Here is a 15150-nt window from a genome sequence, read left to right as displayed (position 1 = left end):
TCAGGCTCCTACCGTGCTGGCAAGGTCGGCGCGGTCGTGGTCACGACCGGCGGTGGTGTGGTGGCCCGGGGTGGGCGTGGCGCCGAGGTCGGCGGACAGGTCGTCGACGAGGCGGGAGACCCAGCCCTCGTAGGCCGTGTCGTGGCGCTCGGACGAGGCGAGGCGGATGCGCGAGCCGTCGCCGGACGGCTGGACGCGGACCCAGATCCGGCGGTGCCGGAAGAACATCGTGATGGTCATGCCGGCGACGATCATCGTGGAGCCGACCCAGACCCACAGGGCGCCCGGGTCGTCGGAGACCATGAGCCCGGTGTACTGCTGCTCGCGCAGGAAGGTGTAGGTCAGGTCGCCGATCTGCGCGGTCTGGCCCTGGGTGATGACCTTCTGGCCGATGGTGCTGTCCTGGTCGGTGGGCTGCACCTTGATGGCGACGTCGCCCGGCTGGATCTGCGCGTCGGTCTGCCCGGAGGCCGCCGTGATGACGAAGGCGTCGACGCCCTGGTTCGGCAGCGGCAGCTTGCCGAAGGAGTTCTTCTGGTCCTCGGTCGTGTACTGCAGCGGCACGCCACCCTCGTGGAGCACCTTGCCGGTGGAGTCCTTGACCTGGATGCGGGCTGCGAAGCCGAAGCTGGCCTGGAAGAACTTGACCCCCTCGTAGCGCAGCGGCTCGTTGACCCGGGTGTCCTGCTCCTTGACCTGCACGCCGTCCTTGTAGAGGACGAGGTGGCTGACGTAGTCCTTGGGCCGGCCGTCCTCGTAGTAGGTGTCGGAGAAGGAGGTGGCGGTGATGGTCAGGCCGGTGCCGTGGCCGATGTCGACGCGGTCACCGATCGAGACGGGGACGTTGTCCTCGGAGAAGCCGGTGTTGGACGTGACCAGGACGCCGAGCAGGATGATGACGAACGCGACGTGGGCGAAGATCGTGCCGAACGGCGGCCACCGGAACTTGTCGGTGTAGAGGTTGAGGCCGGGCCCGCGGGGGTCGTCGATCACGCGATAGCCCTTGCGCCGCATGGTCGTGCGGAGGTGCTCGAGGCTCTGCTCGGCGGGCACCGGGGCGGTCACGTCGTGGTGGATGCTCGCGTGGGCGAAGAATCCCTCGGTGACGTGCAGCTGGGGGCGGGTGGCCCGCTTCCACAGCAGCGGGATGCGGTGCATGATGCAGCACAGGATCGAGATGCACAGCAGCACGTTGACGGCCTTGAACCACACCGAGCCGAAGACGTTGAACATGCCGAGCAGGTCCAGCACTCCGGTCCAGCCCTGGTAGCGAGGCCGCACCGAGTCCAGCCAGTCGGCGTAGGCGGTGGCGTCGGCCCGGTTGTTCTCCGTGGACTGCTGGATCAGCGTCCCCATGAGGGTGAGGAAGCCCATCGCGAGGATGAGGCCGATGCCGGTGCGCTTGGAGATGAAGACCCGATAGACCTTGTAGAGCGGCCGGGGCATGCGGATCGTGTCGGCGGACTCGATCGTGTCCTCGGTCAGGAGGTGGGTGTCGTTGCTCATGAGCTCTGCCTGTCTCACACGCCGACGGCCGGGATGAGGCCGGACAGCTTGCCGAAGATGTTGGTGACCATGGCGAACCCGATGAGGACGAGCATCGCGCCGGACAGGAGGGACATCGCCATCTCGTGCTTGCGCAGCCAGCCGAGACGGGCGGTGATCTCGGTGGCGCCCATCGCGACGAGCACGAAGGGGATGCCGAGACCGAGGGCGAAGGCGACCAGCAGGAGCGCGCCGCGCCCCACCGAGTCGCTCGCCGTGGCGAGCCCGAGGACGCCGCCGAGGACCGGTCCGATGCACGGGGTCCAGCCGGCGCCGAAGGCGAGGCCCATCAGCAGGGATCGCCGGTATGTCGGGGCCTGCTGCCCCGGGAGCTGCGGCCGGCCGCCGACGGGGGCGTGGACCTCGCGGTAGAGGACGGGGATCTCGATCAGCCGGGCGACGTGCAGGCCCATGACGATCAGGGCGACCCCGCCGATGATGCGCAGGGCGTCGCGGTGGTCGCCGACGGCATACCCGATCAGTCCGATGGAGCACCACAGGGCGATGAAGACGACCCCGAAGCCGAGCACGGAGGCCAGGGCCTGGGCGGCGGCGTTGCGCCGGGCCCGTCCCCCGCCGACCGGCAAGGTCCCCGCGACATAGCTCACGAAGACCGGCACGACCGGCAGGAAGCAGGGTGAGGCGAAGGCGACGATTCCCGCCAGCAGCGCGAGCGGGATGGTGATCCCGTCCATGTCACTTGCTGGTCGTCGGTGCGGGCGTGGCCCCGGAGCCGTGGGCGGCGCCGGTGGGGGCGGGCGTCATGATCGCGCCCATGTGGTTCTGGACCTTCTGGGCCAGCGGACCGTTGGGGTCGAGCTCGATGACCTTGTCCCACAGCGCCTTGGCGCCGGCGGAGTCGGGCGGGGTCTGGCTGAGCTTGAGGAAGCCCAGGTCGTAGTACGCCTCGGCCTTCTTGGGGTCGACCTTGATCGCGTTGTTCCACTGGGCCTCGGCGCCCTTGAGGTCGCGGGCGTTGAAGAGCGCGACCCCGGTCGACAGCATCAGGTTGGTGTCGTTGGGCTTGAGCGCCAGCATCTTCTGCCGCATGGCCGCGGCCTTCTGGAAGTGGTTGGCCCCGAAGTAGAGGTCACCGAGCTCGGCCATGGCCTGCTCGTCCTTGGGGTCGGCCTTGATCTTGTCCTCGAGCGCCTTGGCCTTGGCGGTGTCCAGGGTCGTGGCGGTCGGTGACGGCTTGGCGGTGGCGCCCGCGGCGGCCTGGTCCGCCATCGCCACGGGCGGGTTGGCCTGCGTGGGGTTGCGGGACGGGCCCCAGACGTAGACGCCGACCACGATGGCGGCGATCAGTGCGATGGACCCGAGCACGGTGACCAGCTTGGGGATCTGCGGCCGGTCGCCCGTCCGCCGAGCCGCCGTCACGGGCGTCGCGCGGCGGCTCAGGACGTCGCCGGCCTTGCCGGTGAGCACGGCGTGGGCCGCGTCGGCGGCCGTCGCCTGCTGGGTGGCCCAGCCGGACAGCTCGGTCGGTGCCGAGGAGAGGTATGTCGCGACGCGCTCGTGGGCGGCCTCGACCGCCTCGGGCGTGGCGTCGGCGGGGAGGCCGAGCGACGCGAGCAGGGCCTGGCGCAGGTCGCCGCTCTCGTGCGTCGGGGCGGGGGTGCCGCCGCCTGCGGGTGGTGTCTGGGGCGCCTGGCGCTGCGTCATACGAGTGTCCTGTGCTCGGGCGGCCGGTGGGCCGCGGGGAGTCCGATGACCCCAGCCTCCGCCTCGACCACCCGGTCGGACCATCCGTCGTAGGGCACGTCTTGGATAGAACCAAGGTATTTAGAGGATATAGACGACGGCCGCGGGGATAGACCGGACCTGTGCCCCGGCCGTCGCGGGAGAGGGCGGGCCAGGACCCCCACGCACGGGCAGACCGCCTCGTCCCCACGAGGCGGTCTGGTCCGTGTGGGAGGGGCACCGAGTCGGGTGCGGTGCCCCTCCGATCCCGTCAGCGAGACGGGGTGGGCGTCGGCGTCGCCGTCGCTGCCGGCGTGGCCGGTGCCTTGGGGCCGGCGGCAGCGGCCTTGGCGTCGGCAGCCTTCTTCTCCTTCCACATCTGGAAGGCCTTGGCTGCGGTGGGGTCGGCCTTCTCCTTGCCCAGCAGGGCCAGCTGACCCTTGCGGACCGAGTCGGTCGCCGTCTGCATGTAGCGGATGGACTCCTCGGGGGCGTGGAAGCCGGTCGAGTTCTCCGAGATCACGTAGTCGATGTAGAACGACGCCTTGCGGTGCCAGGTCTGCGCGGCCACGATCCGGTCCTCGGGAGCACCGGCCTTCTTGGCGTCCTCGATGTCCTTGATCAGGGCGGTCAGGCCGTCGAAGGCCTGGCTGCGGCTGGTGGCCACGCGGGTCTGGATCGTCTCGACGCGGGACTTCAGCTCGTCCTCGGAGGCGTGGTGGCACACCTGGCAGGACTTGTTGACGTTGAGCATCGGGCTGCGGACCCAGTGGTCGGAGACCTTCTGCGCACCGACCGCGGTGTACGGCATGTGACAGTCAGCGCAGGTCACGCCGGCCTTGGCGTGCACGCCCTGGTTCCACATCTCGAACTCGGGGTGCTGGGCCTTGAGCATCGGGGTGCCCGTCGTCTTGTGCTCCCAGTCGGTGAAGCCCACCTCCTGGTAGTACGCGAACTCGTTGTCCAGGTTGACGCCCTTGGCCCACGGGAAGGTCAGCGTCTTGTCCTTGCCCTTGAAGTAGTACTCCACGTGGCACTGGGCGCAGACGAAGGACCGCATCTCCTGGGTGGTGGCCTGGGTGTTGACGTCGAAGTTCGGGACGCCCTGGCTGGCCTTGAGCGCCTTGATGCCCTCCTGGAAGGCAGGACGCGTGATCCGCAGCTGCATCGTCTTGGGGTCGTGGCAGTCGATGCAGGCCACCGGGTGATCCACCAGCTTGGTGGCCTCCTGGTAGGTCATGTGGTTGATCTTGTCGAAGCCGGCCTTGGCGTCACCGTTGCCGAGGTCCTTGTAGACCTTGGCCATGGAGGCGTGGCAGTTGAGGCAGGTGCCCGGCTGCTTGAACTCGTTGACCCGCTTGGTGTCACGCTGGTCGACGAGCATGTAGGCGTGGCCGCGCTTCTCGCGGTAGTCGGTCGCGAAGGCGTAGCCGGCCCACATCTGCACGAGCCGCGGGTCCTTCTCGAGCTTCTGCCCCGCCACGGTGCTGCGGGCGTCCGCGCCCTCGGGGACGTGGGGCACCGCCTCGGAGCCACCGAACTTCGTGCGCTGCTGGTCGGTGGTCCGCTTGTACATGTCGTACTGCAGCGGGAAGTTCTTGCCCCACACGGCCGGGTCGACGACGGTCTCGTCGAGCTGCACCACTGCGAAGTTGGTGTCCTGGGCCTCCTGCTTGTGCTGGAAGATGTTGACGAGGAGGGCGACGACGCCCACCGTCACCAACGCGGTGGCCAGGACGATCGCGGCCAGGAGTCCCTTGCGGCCTCCGCCACGACGCTTCCTCGCGCCCTTGGGATTGTCAGATGCTGTCGCGTTCATGTCCTCACCTCATGTGCCCGACGTCGGCGTGACACTGCACGCACGAGACCTTCTGGTTGGGGGGCCGGCTGTGCTGGATGCCCTCCACCAGCTGTTGGTGGCAGCGCAAGCAGTTCTCCTCGACGGTCGCCAGGCTCCGCTCCTTGATCTGGATGTTCTGCGGGAAGTTGCCGGTCGTGAAGGCGAGGGAGTGGTTCCACCCGTGCTCGGCCTTCGTCAGGTACTTCCCCACCAGGTCGTGGGGGGTGTGGCAGTCGTTGCAGGTCGCTACCTTGCCGTGGCTGGACTTGACCCAGGCGTTGTACTCCGTGTTCATCACGTGGCAGTTGACGCAGGCCTTCGGGTCGCTCGAGAGGTACGAAGCGCCATTGGCGTAGACCATCGTGAAGAGCACGACGCCGACCAGGGTGCCGATGCCCAGGGACAGGAAGACGGAGAAGAGTCCTCTGGGTGACATGAGCCACCCGAGGCGCGACCCCTGGGGAGCGGCCACCTCGTCACCATCCTTTGCGTGCGCGTGCGGACCTGCCGCTGTCGGCACGTCCATCGCACTCATCCTGCGGCCGGTGGTGGGGCCCGGACCATCCGTCGATGGATAGAAAAGAGGTATATGCAGGATCCCCCAGGCTGTACCCATGGGTCAGGGGCGGCAGGGGATCAGTCGGTGCGCGGCGGCTCGGCATAGCCCGAGCGCACCATGTAGGCCGCGGCCTGGATGCGGGTGTCGAGCCCGAGCTTGTGCAGCGCGTTGTGCACGTGGTTCTTGACGGTGCCCTCGGTGATCGACAGCGCGCGACCGATCTCGCGGTTGGACATGCCCCGCGCGACGAGCTTGAGGGTGTCCATCTCGCGCTGGGACAGCTGAGGCTCCGCGGCCTGCGCCGTGGCAGGAGAGGTATGCCGAGCGCCGCCCCCGCGCAGCTCGGCCAGGAGGCGGCCCACCAGCTGGGGAGACACCGGGGTCTCGTCGCGGGCCGCCGACCGGAGCATGGCGAACAGCTCCTCGGGGTGCAGGTCCTTGAGCAGGTAGCCGTGCACGCCCATGCGGATGGCCCCGAGCAGCCGCTCGTCGTCGTCGCAGACCGTCAGCATGATCACCTTGATGCCGGGGAGCTGCTCGAGGATCACCTTGGCGGCCTCGATGCCCGTCATGACCGGCATCTCCATGTCCATGACCACCAGGTCGGGCTGCAGCCGTCGCGCCTGCTCGACGCCCTCGAGGCCGTTGTCGGCCTGGCCGACGACCTCCAGGTCCGGCTGGGCGTCGACCAGCGTCGCGATCGCGCGGCGGAACAACGCGGTGTCGTCGACGAGCAGCACCCGGGTGGGGCGCGCGGTCGTGGAGTCGGCGGCGTTCGTCATACGGACATCCCGGAGGGGTGACGGGTGCCGCGCTGACCGCGGGGCACCGTGATGGTGATCTTGGTGCCGAGCCCGGGGCCGGACTCGACGAGCAGGCGGCCACCGACGAGCTCGGTGCGCTCCCGCATGGAGTGCAGGCCGAAGCCCTCGCGCTCGCCCGGCGCCACGTCGACCACGAAGCCCTGGCCGTCGTCCTCGACGACGAAGCTCGTCCAGTCCAGTGTCTCGTCGACGGTGATCCGGGCTCGCCGGGCCCCGGAGTGCTTGCGCGCGTTGGTCAGGGCCTCCTGGATGATCCGGATGACCTGGACCTCGCGGTGCGGGGTGAGGGAGGGCTCGCCGGGGATCTCGGCGACGACCGTGGTGTCGATGCCGGACTGCCGCGAGAACTTCTCGGCATAGCTGGCCAGGCCCTCGAGGAAGGTGTGGTCGGTGCGGTTGTGCTCGCGCAGCCCCAGGATCGCCTCCCGCACGTCGCGTTAGGCGTCCTGGCAGTCGTGGGCGACGTCGGCCAGCTCGGTCTTGAGGTCGTCGTGGTCCTGGACCGCCGGGTGGTATGCCGCAGCCTGGAGCCGCAGCTGCGTGGCGCCCAGCACCTGGGCCAGGGAGTCGTGCAGCTCGCGCGCGATCCGGTCGCGCTCGGTGACGGTCGACCGATAGCGGTCGTCCTCCACGAGCTGGTCGATGAGCCGGAACATCATGAGGCCGAACGCGATCGCGGCCAGCGCCGTGAGGACGCTGACGATGGTGTCGCCGTCCCGCGGCCAGTAGCGGTCGAAGAAGATCGGCCGCAGCAGCTGGACGATGACGATGAACAGCGCCGGCAGGCCCACACCCACGAGGCGCAGCTGCCGCAGCCAGAGGTCGTTGTCGCCGTGTCGGCCCAGCTCTGGCACAACACCTCCCTGGGCCGTTCGGTCTAGCCTCCCCGTATCTTCCACGGGAATGACAGGGGAAATCCTAGATCCTGGGTGTATCGGTCGGCATGGTGGGGTCGCTCTCCGGGGTCTCTGGGCCGTCTGGGCCGTCAGGGCCGGCGCTGCCCTCGCGCTCGTCCCGCTCCGCCCACGCCAGCAGCGGTGCGATGTCATGGGCGACGTCGTCGATGTGGGCGTGCAGGTCCCCGAGCCGGGCGAACCGCTCGGGCACGGTGGCGATGGTCAGGTCGGACGGCTCCACGTCCGCGACCTCGTCCCAGGTGATCGGGCACGAGACGGTGGCCGTGGGGGTGCCGCGCACGGAGTAGGCCGCGGCGATCGTGTGGTCCCGGGCGTTCTGGTTGTAGTCCACGAAGACCGCTGCGGGGTCGCGGTCCTTGCGCCACCAGGTGGTGGTGACCAGCTCTGGCGCGCGGCGCTCCACCTCGCGGGCGAAGGCCAGCGCCGCCCTCCGGACGTCGGCGTGCTCGTGGTCCGGGGCGATCCGGACGTAGACGTGCAGACCGTGGCCGCCCGAGGTCTTGGGGTAGCCGACGATGCCCAGCTCGTCGAGCAGCTCGTGCACCACCGCGGCCACCTGACGGACCTGGTCCAGCCCGGCCTCGGGCATCGGGTCGAGGTCGATGCGCCACTCGTCGGGCCGCTCCACGTCGGCGCGGCGGCTGTTCCACGGGTGCAGCTCGACGGTGCTCATCTGGACGGCCCACACGACGTGGGCGAGGTCGGTGACGCACAGCTCGCGCACCGTCCGCTTGAACCGCGGGAAGTAGACCGGGGCCGTCTCCACCCAGTCGGGCGCCCCCTTGGGGAGCTGCTTCTGGTGGACCTTGTCGCCCGCCAGGCCGTCGGGGTAGCGGTGCATCATGCAGGGGCGGTCGCGCAGGGCCCGCACGATCCCCTCGCCCACCGCGAGGTAGTAGTCGACGAGATCCCGCTTGGTCGCGCCGATCTCGGGGAAGTAGACGCGGTCGGGGTTGCTGACGCGGACGACCCGGCCGGCGACCTCGACCTCCTCGGCCGGACCCCGCGAGGGCGTCACGGTCGGTCCTCGCGCGGGGCGTCGCCGACGTGTCGCGAGCCTCGCCGGTCCCGGCGCTCGGGCAGTCCCGCGGCCCAGAGCGCGGCGGCGACCAGGGCGGGCTGCCCGAACAAGCGGGCCAGGCGCTTGCCGTCGGTGTCGAGGCCGAACGCGTCGACGCCCTCGACATACTGGCCGATGTTGCCGGGGAACACGGCGACGTAGAACGCCGCCAGGGCGATGCCCGTGAGCCGGCGCTGCCGCGGGAGGGCGAGCAGGGCTGCCCCGAGCCCGATCTCGACGACCCCCGACGCCAGGACGACCAGGTCCTCGTCCAACGGGAACCACCCCGGGACCTGGGCCTGGAAGTCCTGCCGCGCAAAGGTGAGGTGGGAGACGCCGGCGAACGCCATGAAGGCGCCCAGCGTCAGCCGGGTCACCTCCTGCGAGCGGGTGGGCGGGGTGCTGGTACGAAGGACGGACATGGGTGGCTCCTCGCGGTGGGGATCACGGGCAGGTCGCGCGGTGCGTGGCGCGTCGTGGCTCATGCTGGCACGCCGGCCCCGTCCGCAGCGGTTCGAGGGGTTTCGGGGTGAGGGGCACCCTCAGGTGATGGGTCCTGATGTCGGCGGACCACTCCTGGCCTGGGCCCTGCTGGTGGGCCTGCACCTGGCCTCTGGCTGTCGCCATACCGGCACGATCCTGCCGGTATGGCGACAGGGCCACCGTTACCCGGCCCCACCCACCCGCGACCGGCACGATCGTGCCGACGAGCCCCGACGGGGCGCCTGGCGCGATAACCTGAATCCGGACCGGCGCGATCGTGCCGGTGCGGGGCACAATCGCTGCACGGACGGCAGGAAGAGGCGAGCATGTCCTTGGGTCACGAGATTCGCGAGCGGCGTCGCTCGCTCGGCCTGCTGCAGATCGACGTGGCCGAGATGGCCAGCGTCTCCGAGAGGTTCGTCCGGGAGGCGGAGCACGACAAGCCCACGCTCCGGCTCGACAAGCTGGCCGCGGTTCTCGACGTCCTGGGCCTCGAGCTCCACGCCCGGCCCAGCGGCGACGCTTGAGTCTGCTCAAAGGACGGGCCGACCTGGGGGGCTGAGCACCGTTCAGGATGGGCGCTGGCCGGTCGCACGCAGATCGACCGGCCTTGGTCACATCAGCCTGGGGTGCGAAGGCCGGTCGATGTGACTACCTGGGGTAGGTCGTAGTCGACGACGACCGGGGCGTGGTCGCTGAGGCGCTCGGCCGCCGAGGCCTCGCGGTCCGTCCCGCCCGCGATCGCCGCCTTGGCGAGGCGCGGGGAGGCGAGGTGGTAGTCGATGCGCCAGCCGGTGTCCCGGTCGAAGGCCCCTCCCATCCAGCTCCACCACGAGTAGGGGCCGTCCACGTCCGGGTGCAGCCGGCGCACCACGTCGACCAGCGAGCGCGGCGCCAGGATCGACCCGAACCACTCGCGCTCCTCCGGCAGGAATCCCTCAGAGCGCTGGCTGGTGCGCCAGTTCTTGACGTCCAGCCGGGTGTGGGCGACATTGAAGTCCCCCATCACGAGGAACTCCCGGCCTTGCGCCGCGGCTGCCCGGCGGGTCGCCGTCAGGTGTCGCGCGAAGCCCCGCAGGAAGCGCATCTTGCGCTCGTACTTCGCTCCCCCGTCGGGCTTCTCGCGCATCCGGCCCGGTTGCTGCAGATGCGCGGGCAGCCCGCCCTTGGGGAGGTAGAGGGACGCCACCGTGAGCGGCTGGTCCGCGAGATCGACCTCCACGTAACGCCCCTCGGCGGCGAACGCCTTGAGCTCCCGGGCCAGAGACCCGGTCTCGGCGTGCTCGCGCAGCTCGACGTGGCTGTCGCCGGGTGCGCGGACGAGCACGCCCGCACCCCAGCTCCGCACGGCGGCCGGCGCCTCGCGCGTCAGCACGGCCACGCCGTTGCGCCCGGCCGTCTGGCCGGCGTCATACGTCAGGTGGTAGTCCCGGAAGACGCCGTCCGGCAGGAGCGGGACGGGGCACCGGACCTCCTGCAGCGCCACGACGTCGCAGCCGCGCGCGGCGAGCCAGTCGTCGAAGCCACGACGCTGCGTGGCCCGGATCCCGTTGACGTTGAAGGAGGCGATGCGCAGCACCCGCCGATCCTAGTCAGCCGCCGGCGGTGGGTCCGCCGATGGACGGCACGGGCAGGGGCCGCTTCTTGTCGATCGTGGACCTGGTGTCGAAGAACTGGGTGATCGCGGAGCGCTTGCCGTCGAGGGCACGCTGCATCGACAGCCCGTCGACGTTGATTCGCGCCTGCCGCAGGGTCGTCGGGCCGAGCTGAACCCAGCTCGGCGAGGTCCCGTCGACGCCGAAGAAGTAGTCGAACTTCTCGGTGCCGCGCAGGAAGGCGACCTTGGGGTTGGCGTCGCTGTAGGGCTTGGCGTCGGAGACGTCGGCGCCGAAGGGATAGATCATCAGGTCGGTGTCGCCGAGGATCGGGCGGACCTCACGGTCCCAGCGGCCCGCGTCGTCCTTGATCTGCCCGAGCCCGCTGCGGGTCATGTTGATGTGGCCCCAGGAGTGCGAGGCGAACTTCCAGCCGTTGGCCTTGATGGCGTCGGCGACGACCTTGGCCTTGGCCTGGGCGTCCTTGGTGGTGGGGCTCGCGCCGTACTTGCGCTCGGAGGTGCGGTAGCCGAGGACGCCGTTGTAGCCGGTCATCGCGATGGACCCCTTGTCGCCGTGGTAGGCGAAGTCCGGGTGCTCGCGCACGAAGTCGTCCAGGATCGGCACGCAGTCGTAGCTGCCCTCGACGGTCTTGCCGGACCGGTCGGTGTAGGTGTTGACGACGCGGCCGTCGTCCTTCTTGATCAGGACGTTCGCGAAGCCCTTGCCCATCATGTACTCGTAGTAGCTGAGGTCGTCGAGGGAGAGCACGACGGGCTTCTTGCCGGGCGGCAGCATGATCGGCTGGAAGTGCATGACCCCGTCGGGGCCCTTCTTGGCGATGCGCTGCGGGTGCACCAGCACGAATCCCCGCTCGTGCATCTGCTTGATCTGGGCCTTGAACTCGTCGACCGTCGCCATGTACTGGCTGAACCCGACGCCCTCCGAGCCGCCGGTGAAGGTCTTGGCGGGGTCCACGGACAGCGAGTGGTAGAAGAGGTGCGGGATCTTGGTGTTGTCGGCCCACCTCACGGCCTTGGCCTTGGCGGCCTGCACCTGGGCGACCTGCGCCTTGGCCTCGTGGGACCCGTCGGCGGACAGCGTCTTGAGGGCGCCGTCGTAGTCGTACTGCGCAGCCTGGACCTTGGCCTTGGCGAGCGCGTCCTGGGTGGGGGTCGGCGTCGGGGTCGGCGTCGGGGTCGAGCCCGCGCCCGAGGAACCTGCAGACCCGCCCGACGTCGCGCCGTTCGCCCCGCCGGAGCGCGCGGCCTGGCCGCCGCCGTCGTTGCTCCCGGTCGTGCAGGCCGCGAGCAGGACGGCGCTGGCGCCGAGCACGACGACCCGGAGCACGGATCCCCCGACCTGACGGCCGCGCCCTCGCTGCACCGTCGTTCCCTGGTCCCCCCGAGACATCCACTTCTCCCTTGCGAATCATTGGCAATTGCACTATTCGCGACGGTACCGCTTCGTAGCGTCACCATCACGTATCTAGGACGCCCCTGACCCCTCCAAGGTTGTGAGGGGTCAGGGGCGTTCTCTGGCGGAGGCGATGTCACCCCGCCCGCGGAGCCTCGACCGAGCTCAGTGGGCGGTCCAGCCCCCGTCCATGGCGTATGACGACCCGCTCATCGAGGCAGCGGACGGACCCGTCAAGAAGGTGACGAGGTCCGCGACCTCCGCCGGCTCGACCAGGCGCTTGACGGCGACCGGCGTCAGCATGATCTGCTCGACGACCTGGTCCTCCGGGATGCCGTGGGTGCGGGCCTGGTCGGCGATCTGCTTCTCCACCAACGGGGTCCGCACGTAGGCCGGGTTGACGGTCACGCTCGTCACGCCGTGCGCGGCGCCCTCCAGGGCCACCGTCTTGCTGAGGCCCTCCATGCCGTGCTTGGCCGTGACGTACGCCGACTTGAAGGCGCTCGCCCGCAGCCCGTGGACGCTCGACACGTTGACGACCCGGCCCCAGCCGCGGGAGTACATGTGGGGCAGCGACTGACGGACGAGATAGAACGGCGCGTGCAGCATGAGCCGCATGATCAGCTCGAACCGCTCGAGCGGGAACTCCTCGATCGACGAGACGTGCTGGATGCCGGCGTTGTTGACCAGGATGTCGACGTCGTGGGGCAGGGCGGCGAGGCCGTCGAGGTCGGACAGGTCGCAGGGCACGGCCTCGACCCCCTGGACCCGCGCGGCGAGCGCCGCCAGCCCGTCGGCGTCGCGATCCACGGCGAGGACGTGCGCCCCGCTCGCAGCGAGGCTCTCGCAGCAGGCGGCGCCGATGCCGCTGGCGGCCCCGGTGACGAGGGCGCGGCGGCCGGTGTGGTCGATGGTCGGGCTCATGAGGTTCTCCCTGGGCGGATCGGGCGGTGCGAGGTCAGGTCGGGCGGTGCGAGGTCAGGTCGGGTGGTGGGTGTGAGTCGGGCGGGAGGAGCGGCATACGGCCGGGTGCGGCGCGGTCAGACCAGGCCGGTGGCGTAGAAGACGCCGATGACGACGAAGACGGCGACGGTCTTGATGATGGTCATGACGAAGATGTCCTTGTAGGACTCGCGGTGGGTCAGGCCGGTGACGGCGAGTAGCGTGATGACGGCGCCGTTGTGCGGCAGCGTGTCCATGCCGCCGCTCGCCATCGAGGCCACGCGGTGCAGCACCTCCATGGGGATCCCGGAGGCCTGCGCGTTGGCGATGAACTGGTCGGCCATGGCGCCGAGCGCGATGCTCATGCCGCCCGAGGCGGACCCGGTGATGCCGGCGAGCGCGGTCACCGAGATCGCCTCGTTGACCAGGGGGTTCGGGATCGCCTTCAGGCCCTCGGCCACCGTGAGGAAGCCGGCGAGGGAGGCGATGACGGCACCGAAGCCGTACTCGGAGGCGGTGTTCATCGTCGCGAGCAGGGACCCGCTGATGGCGGGCTTGGCGCTCTCGGCGAAGGACGTGACCACGGGCCGCCACGCGAGGGCGAAGACGCTGAGGATCCCGACGAGCAGGGCCCCCTCGACGGCCCAGATGGCGGTGCTGGCGGCGACGGGGACGCTGACGGGCTTGGCCGCCCCGACCACCGCCGGGTTGAACGAGACGGACTCGCCGTAGAACCCGGGGATGACCGTGGTGAGGACCTTGTTGACGACGCCGACCAGGACCAGCGGGACGATGGCCAGCAGGGCGTGCGGCAGCGTGCCGCCCTCGTATGCCGTGGGCTCGTTGCTGTGCTCCTTGCCGTAGCCCTCGCCGCGTGCTGCGGCGCGCCGGCGCTGCCACTCGAGGTACGCCATGCCGATCGCCAGCACGAACGCGCCCCCGACGAGGCCGAGCACCGGGGCGGCATACGCGTCGGTCTTGAAGAAGGTGGTGGGGATGATGTTCTGGATCTGGGGCGTGCCCGGCAGGGCGTCCATGGTGAAGGTGAACGCGCCGAGCGCGATGGTGGCGGGGATGAGCCGCTTGGGGATGTCGCTCTGGCGGAACATCTCGGCGGCGAAGGGATAGACGGCGAAGACGACGACGAACAGCGAGACGCCGCCATAGGTCAGGATCGCCCCGACCAGGACGATCGAGAGCATGGCCCGCTTGGGCCCGACGATCCGCATGACCGACGTGACGATGGCCTGGGCGAATCCCGAGGTCTCCATGAGCTTGCCGAAAGATCGCTCCGAGCAGGAAGACGGGGAAGTAGTTCTTGATGAAGCCGACCATCTTGTCCATGAACAGCCCGGTGAAGACGGGTGCCACGAGCTGCGGGTCGGTCACCAGGACCGCCGCCATGGCCGCGATGGGGGCGAAGAGGATCACGCTGTGGCCGCGATAGGCCATGTACATGAGGAAGGCCAGGGCGGCCAGGACGATGATGAGGCTCACGCGTGCTCCGTTGCATCGGGGCGGCGTCACTGCCGCCGAAGGGCTTGTGCCGCACCCTAGTTGGTCGACGGTGACACACTGTGACCGGGTCCACGCCCGTAGCGGGAACAACGGGGCGTGACTTTTCGTTGATGCTTCAACGAGTACGGTTCGACCCGTGACCCATCTGACCCCGCAGACACCAGGAGACAACGCATGAGCATCGCCGCAGCCCCCGCCCGCATCGCCACCGGCCTCTTCCTGATCAACTCCGGCCTCGGCAAGCGCAACCTGCCCGAGGAGGCCGCCCAGGGCCTGCGCGACATGGGCGCCGTGGGCGTCCCGCAGCTCAAGGACGTGCCGGCCAAGCAGTTCGGCCAGGCGCTGGCCTACGGTGAGATCGCGCTCGGCGCGGCCCTGCTGCTCCCCGTCGTCCCGGGCTGGCTCGCCGGTGCGGGCCTCGGTGCGTTCAGCGCCGGCCTGCTCAACATGTACCGCCAGACCCCCGGCATGACGATCGACGGCATCCGCCCCACCCAGGAGGGCACCGGCGTGGCCAAGGACGTCTTCATGCTCGGCATCGCCGGCTCCCTGGTCGTCGACTCGATCGCCAACTGACCCGGTCCCTCGCGCCTCGCGCCCGTCGACCTGACGGCCCCCTCCACCCGGTGTGGAGGGGGCCGTCGTTCGTCCGCTGCGACAGAGTGGTCGCAGATCCGACGTCTGGGGCGCCCTGGTGTCGGGTCTGTGACCACTCTGTCGTCCGGCAGCATCGCTCCAGGGCCGTATGACGCCGCCGCCCCGCGTCTG

At 69.9% G+C, this 15150-nt stretch carries 16 protein-coding genes; 2 read left to right on the top strand and 14 right to left on the bottom strand.

From position 1 onward, the window contains the following. The 10 genes from resB to K313_RS0107635 form a co-directional block, all read right to left on the bottom strand. Window positions 1–1506 (bottom strand): cytochrome c biogenesis protein ResB, encoded by a 1506-nt coding sequence (gene resB, locus K313_RS0107680; protein ID WP_029211125.1) that lies wholly within the window; start codon window positions 1504–1506, stop codon window positions 1–3. Window positions 1507–1520: 14 nt separating this feature from the next. Further along, the gene (locus K313_RS0107675) at window positions 1521–2240 is read right to left on the bottom strand and encodes a cytochrome c biogenesis CcdA family protein (protein WP_029211124.1); all 720 of its coding nucleotides are present in this window, start codon (window positions 2238–2240) and stop codon (window positions 1521–1523) included. A 1-nt stretch (window position 2241) separates the two neighbouring features. Then, entirely contained in the window at window positions 2242–3210 is a 969-nt protein-coding gene (locus tag K313_RS0107670) for a tetratricopeptide repeat protein (protein ID WP_029211123.1), read from the bottom strand. A 289-nt stretch (window positions 3211–3499) separates the two neighbouring features. Continuing rightward, window positions 3500–5047: an ammonia-forming cytochrome c nitrite reductase subunit c552 gene (locus K313_RS0107665; RefSeq protein ID WP_029211122.1), complete on the bottom strand. Its 1548-nt coding sequence runs from the start codon at window positions 5045–5047 to the stop codon at window positions 3500–3502. A 4-nt stretch (window positions 5048–5051) separates the two neighbouring features. Further along, window positions 5052–5540, bottom strand: a complete 489-nt coding sequence (gene nrfH, locus K313_RS0107660) for a cytochrome c nitrite reductase small subunit (RefSeq protein ID WP_029211121.1) — start codon at window positions 5538–5540, stop codon at window positions 5052–5054. Window positions 5541–5704: 164 nt separating this feature from the next. Further along, the gene (locus K313_RS0107655) at window positions 5705–6409 is read right to left on the bottom strand and encodes a response regulator (RefSeq protein ID WP_029211120.1); all 705 of its coding nucleotides are present in this window, start codon (window positions 6407–6409) and stop codon (window positions 5705–5707) included. Next, window positions 6406–6882: a sensor histidine kinase gene (locus K313_RS0107650; RefSeq protein ID WP_029211119.1), complete on the bottom strand. Its 477-nt coding sequence runs from the start codon at window positions 6880–6882 to the stop codon at window positions 6406–6408. The genes K313_RS0107655 and K313_RS0107650 overlap by 4 nt, the downstream gene beginning before the upstream one ends. A 6-nt stretch (window positions 6883–6888) precedes the next feature. Continuing rightward, complete coding sequence (locus K313_RS0107645; RefSeq protein ID WP_029211118.1) at window positions 6889–7305, bottom strand: histidine kinase; 417 nt, start codon at window positions 7303–7305, stop codon at window positions 6889–6891. 64 nt (window positions 7306–7369) lie between these two features. Next, entirely contained in the window at window positions 7370–8386 is a 1017-nt protein-coding gene (gene ligD, locus K313_RS0107640; RefSeq protein ID WP_029211117.1) for a non-homologous end-joining DNA ligase, read from the bottom strand. Beyond that, window positions 8383–8850 carry a DoxX family protein gene (locus K313_RS0107635; RefSeq protein ID WP_029211116.1) on the bottom strand — a complete coding sequence of 156 codons (468 nt, stop codon included), beginning with the start codon at window positions 8848–8850 and terminating at the stop codon, window positions 8383–8385. Before K313_RS0107635 ends, ligD begins: the two co-directional genes overlap by 4 nt. Window positions 8851–9237: 387 nt before the next feature. Here K313_RS0107635 and K313_RS0107625 point away from each other — a divergent pair, with 387 nt between their 5' ends. Continuing rightward, complete coding sequence (locus K313_RS0107625; protein ID WP_019286771.1) at window positions 9238–9438, top strand: helix-turn-helix domain-containing protein; 201 nt, start codon at window positions 9238–9240, stop codon at window positions 9436–9438. A gap of 92 nt (window positions 9439–9530) precedes the next feature. On the opposite strand, the gene K313_RS0107620 is transcribed toward K313_RS0107625, so the two are convergent. From K313_RS0107620 to K313_RS20445, 4 genes are all read right to left on the bottom strand, one after another. Beyond that, entirely contained in the window at window positions 9531–10490 is a 960-nt protein-coding gene (locus tag K313_RS0107620) for an exodeoxyribonuclease III (RefSeq protein ID WP_205621837.1), read from the bottom strand. 13 nt (window positions 10491–10503) lie between these two features. Then, window positions 10504–11919 carry a polysaccharide deacetylase family protein gene (locus K313_RS20450; RefSeq protein ID WP_156911229.1) on the bottom strand — a complete coding sequence of 472 codons (1416 nt, stop codon included), beginning with the start codon at window positions 11917–11919 and terminating at the stop codon, window positions 10504–10506. Between the two features lie 168 nt (window positions 11920–12087). After that, window positions 12088–12846 carry a 3-hydroxybutyrate dehydrogenase gene (locus K313_RS0107610; RefSeq protein WP_029211112.1) on the bottom strand — a complete coding sequence of 253 codons (759 nt, stop codon included), beginning with the start codon at window positions 12844–12846 and terminating at the stop codon, window positions 12088–12090. 116 nt (window positions 12847–12962) lie between these two features. Next, window positions 12963–14135 carry a GntP family permease gene (locus K313_RS20445; protein WP_205621836.1) on the bottom strand — a complete coding sequence of 391 codons (1173 nt, stop codon included), beginning with the start codon at window positions 14133–14135 and terminating at the stop codon, window positions 12963–12965. A 421-nt stretch (window positions 14136–14556) separates the two neighbouring features. On the opposite strand from K313_RS20445, the gene K313_RS0107600 reads away from it, so the two are divergent. Then, window positions 14557–14958 (top strand): membrane protein, encoded by a 402-nt coding sequence (locus tag K313_RS0107600; RefSeq protein ID WP_029211111.1) that lies wholly within the window; start codon window positions 14557–14559, stop codon window positions 14956–14958. Window positions 14959–15150: the final 192 nt, after the last annotated feature.

Source organism: Arsenicicoccus bolidensis DSM 15745 (genome assembly GCF_000426385.1).
Lineage (GTDB): Bacteria > Actinomycetota > Actinomycetes > Actinomycetales > Dermatophilaceae > Arsenicicoccus > Arsenicicoccus bolidensis.
This window is presented reverse-complemented; position numbering and strand designations above follow the sequence as displayed.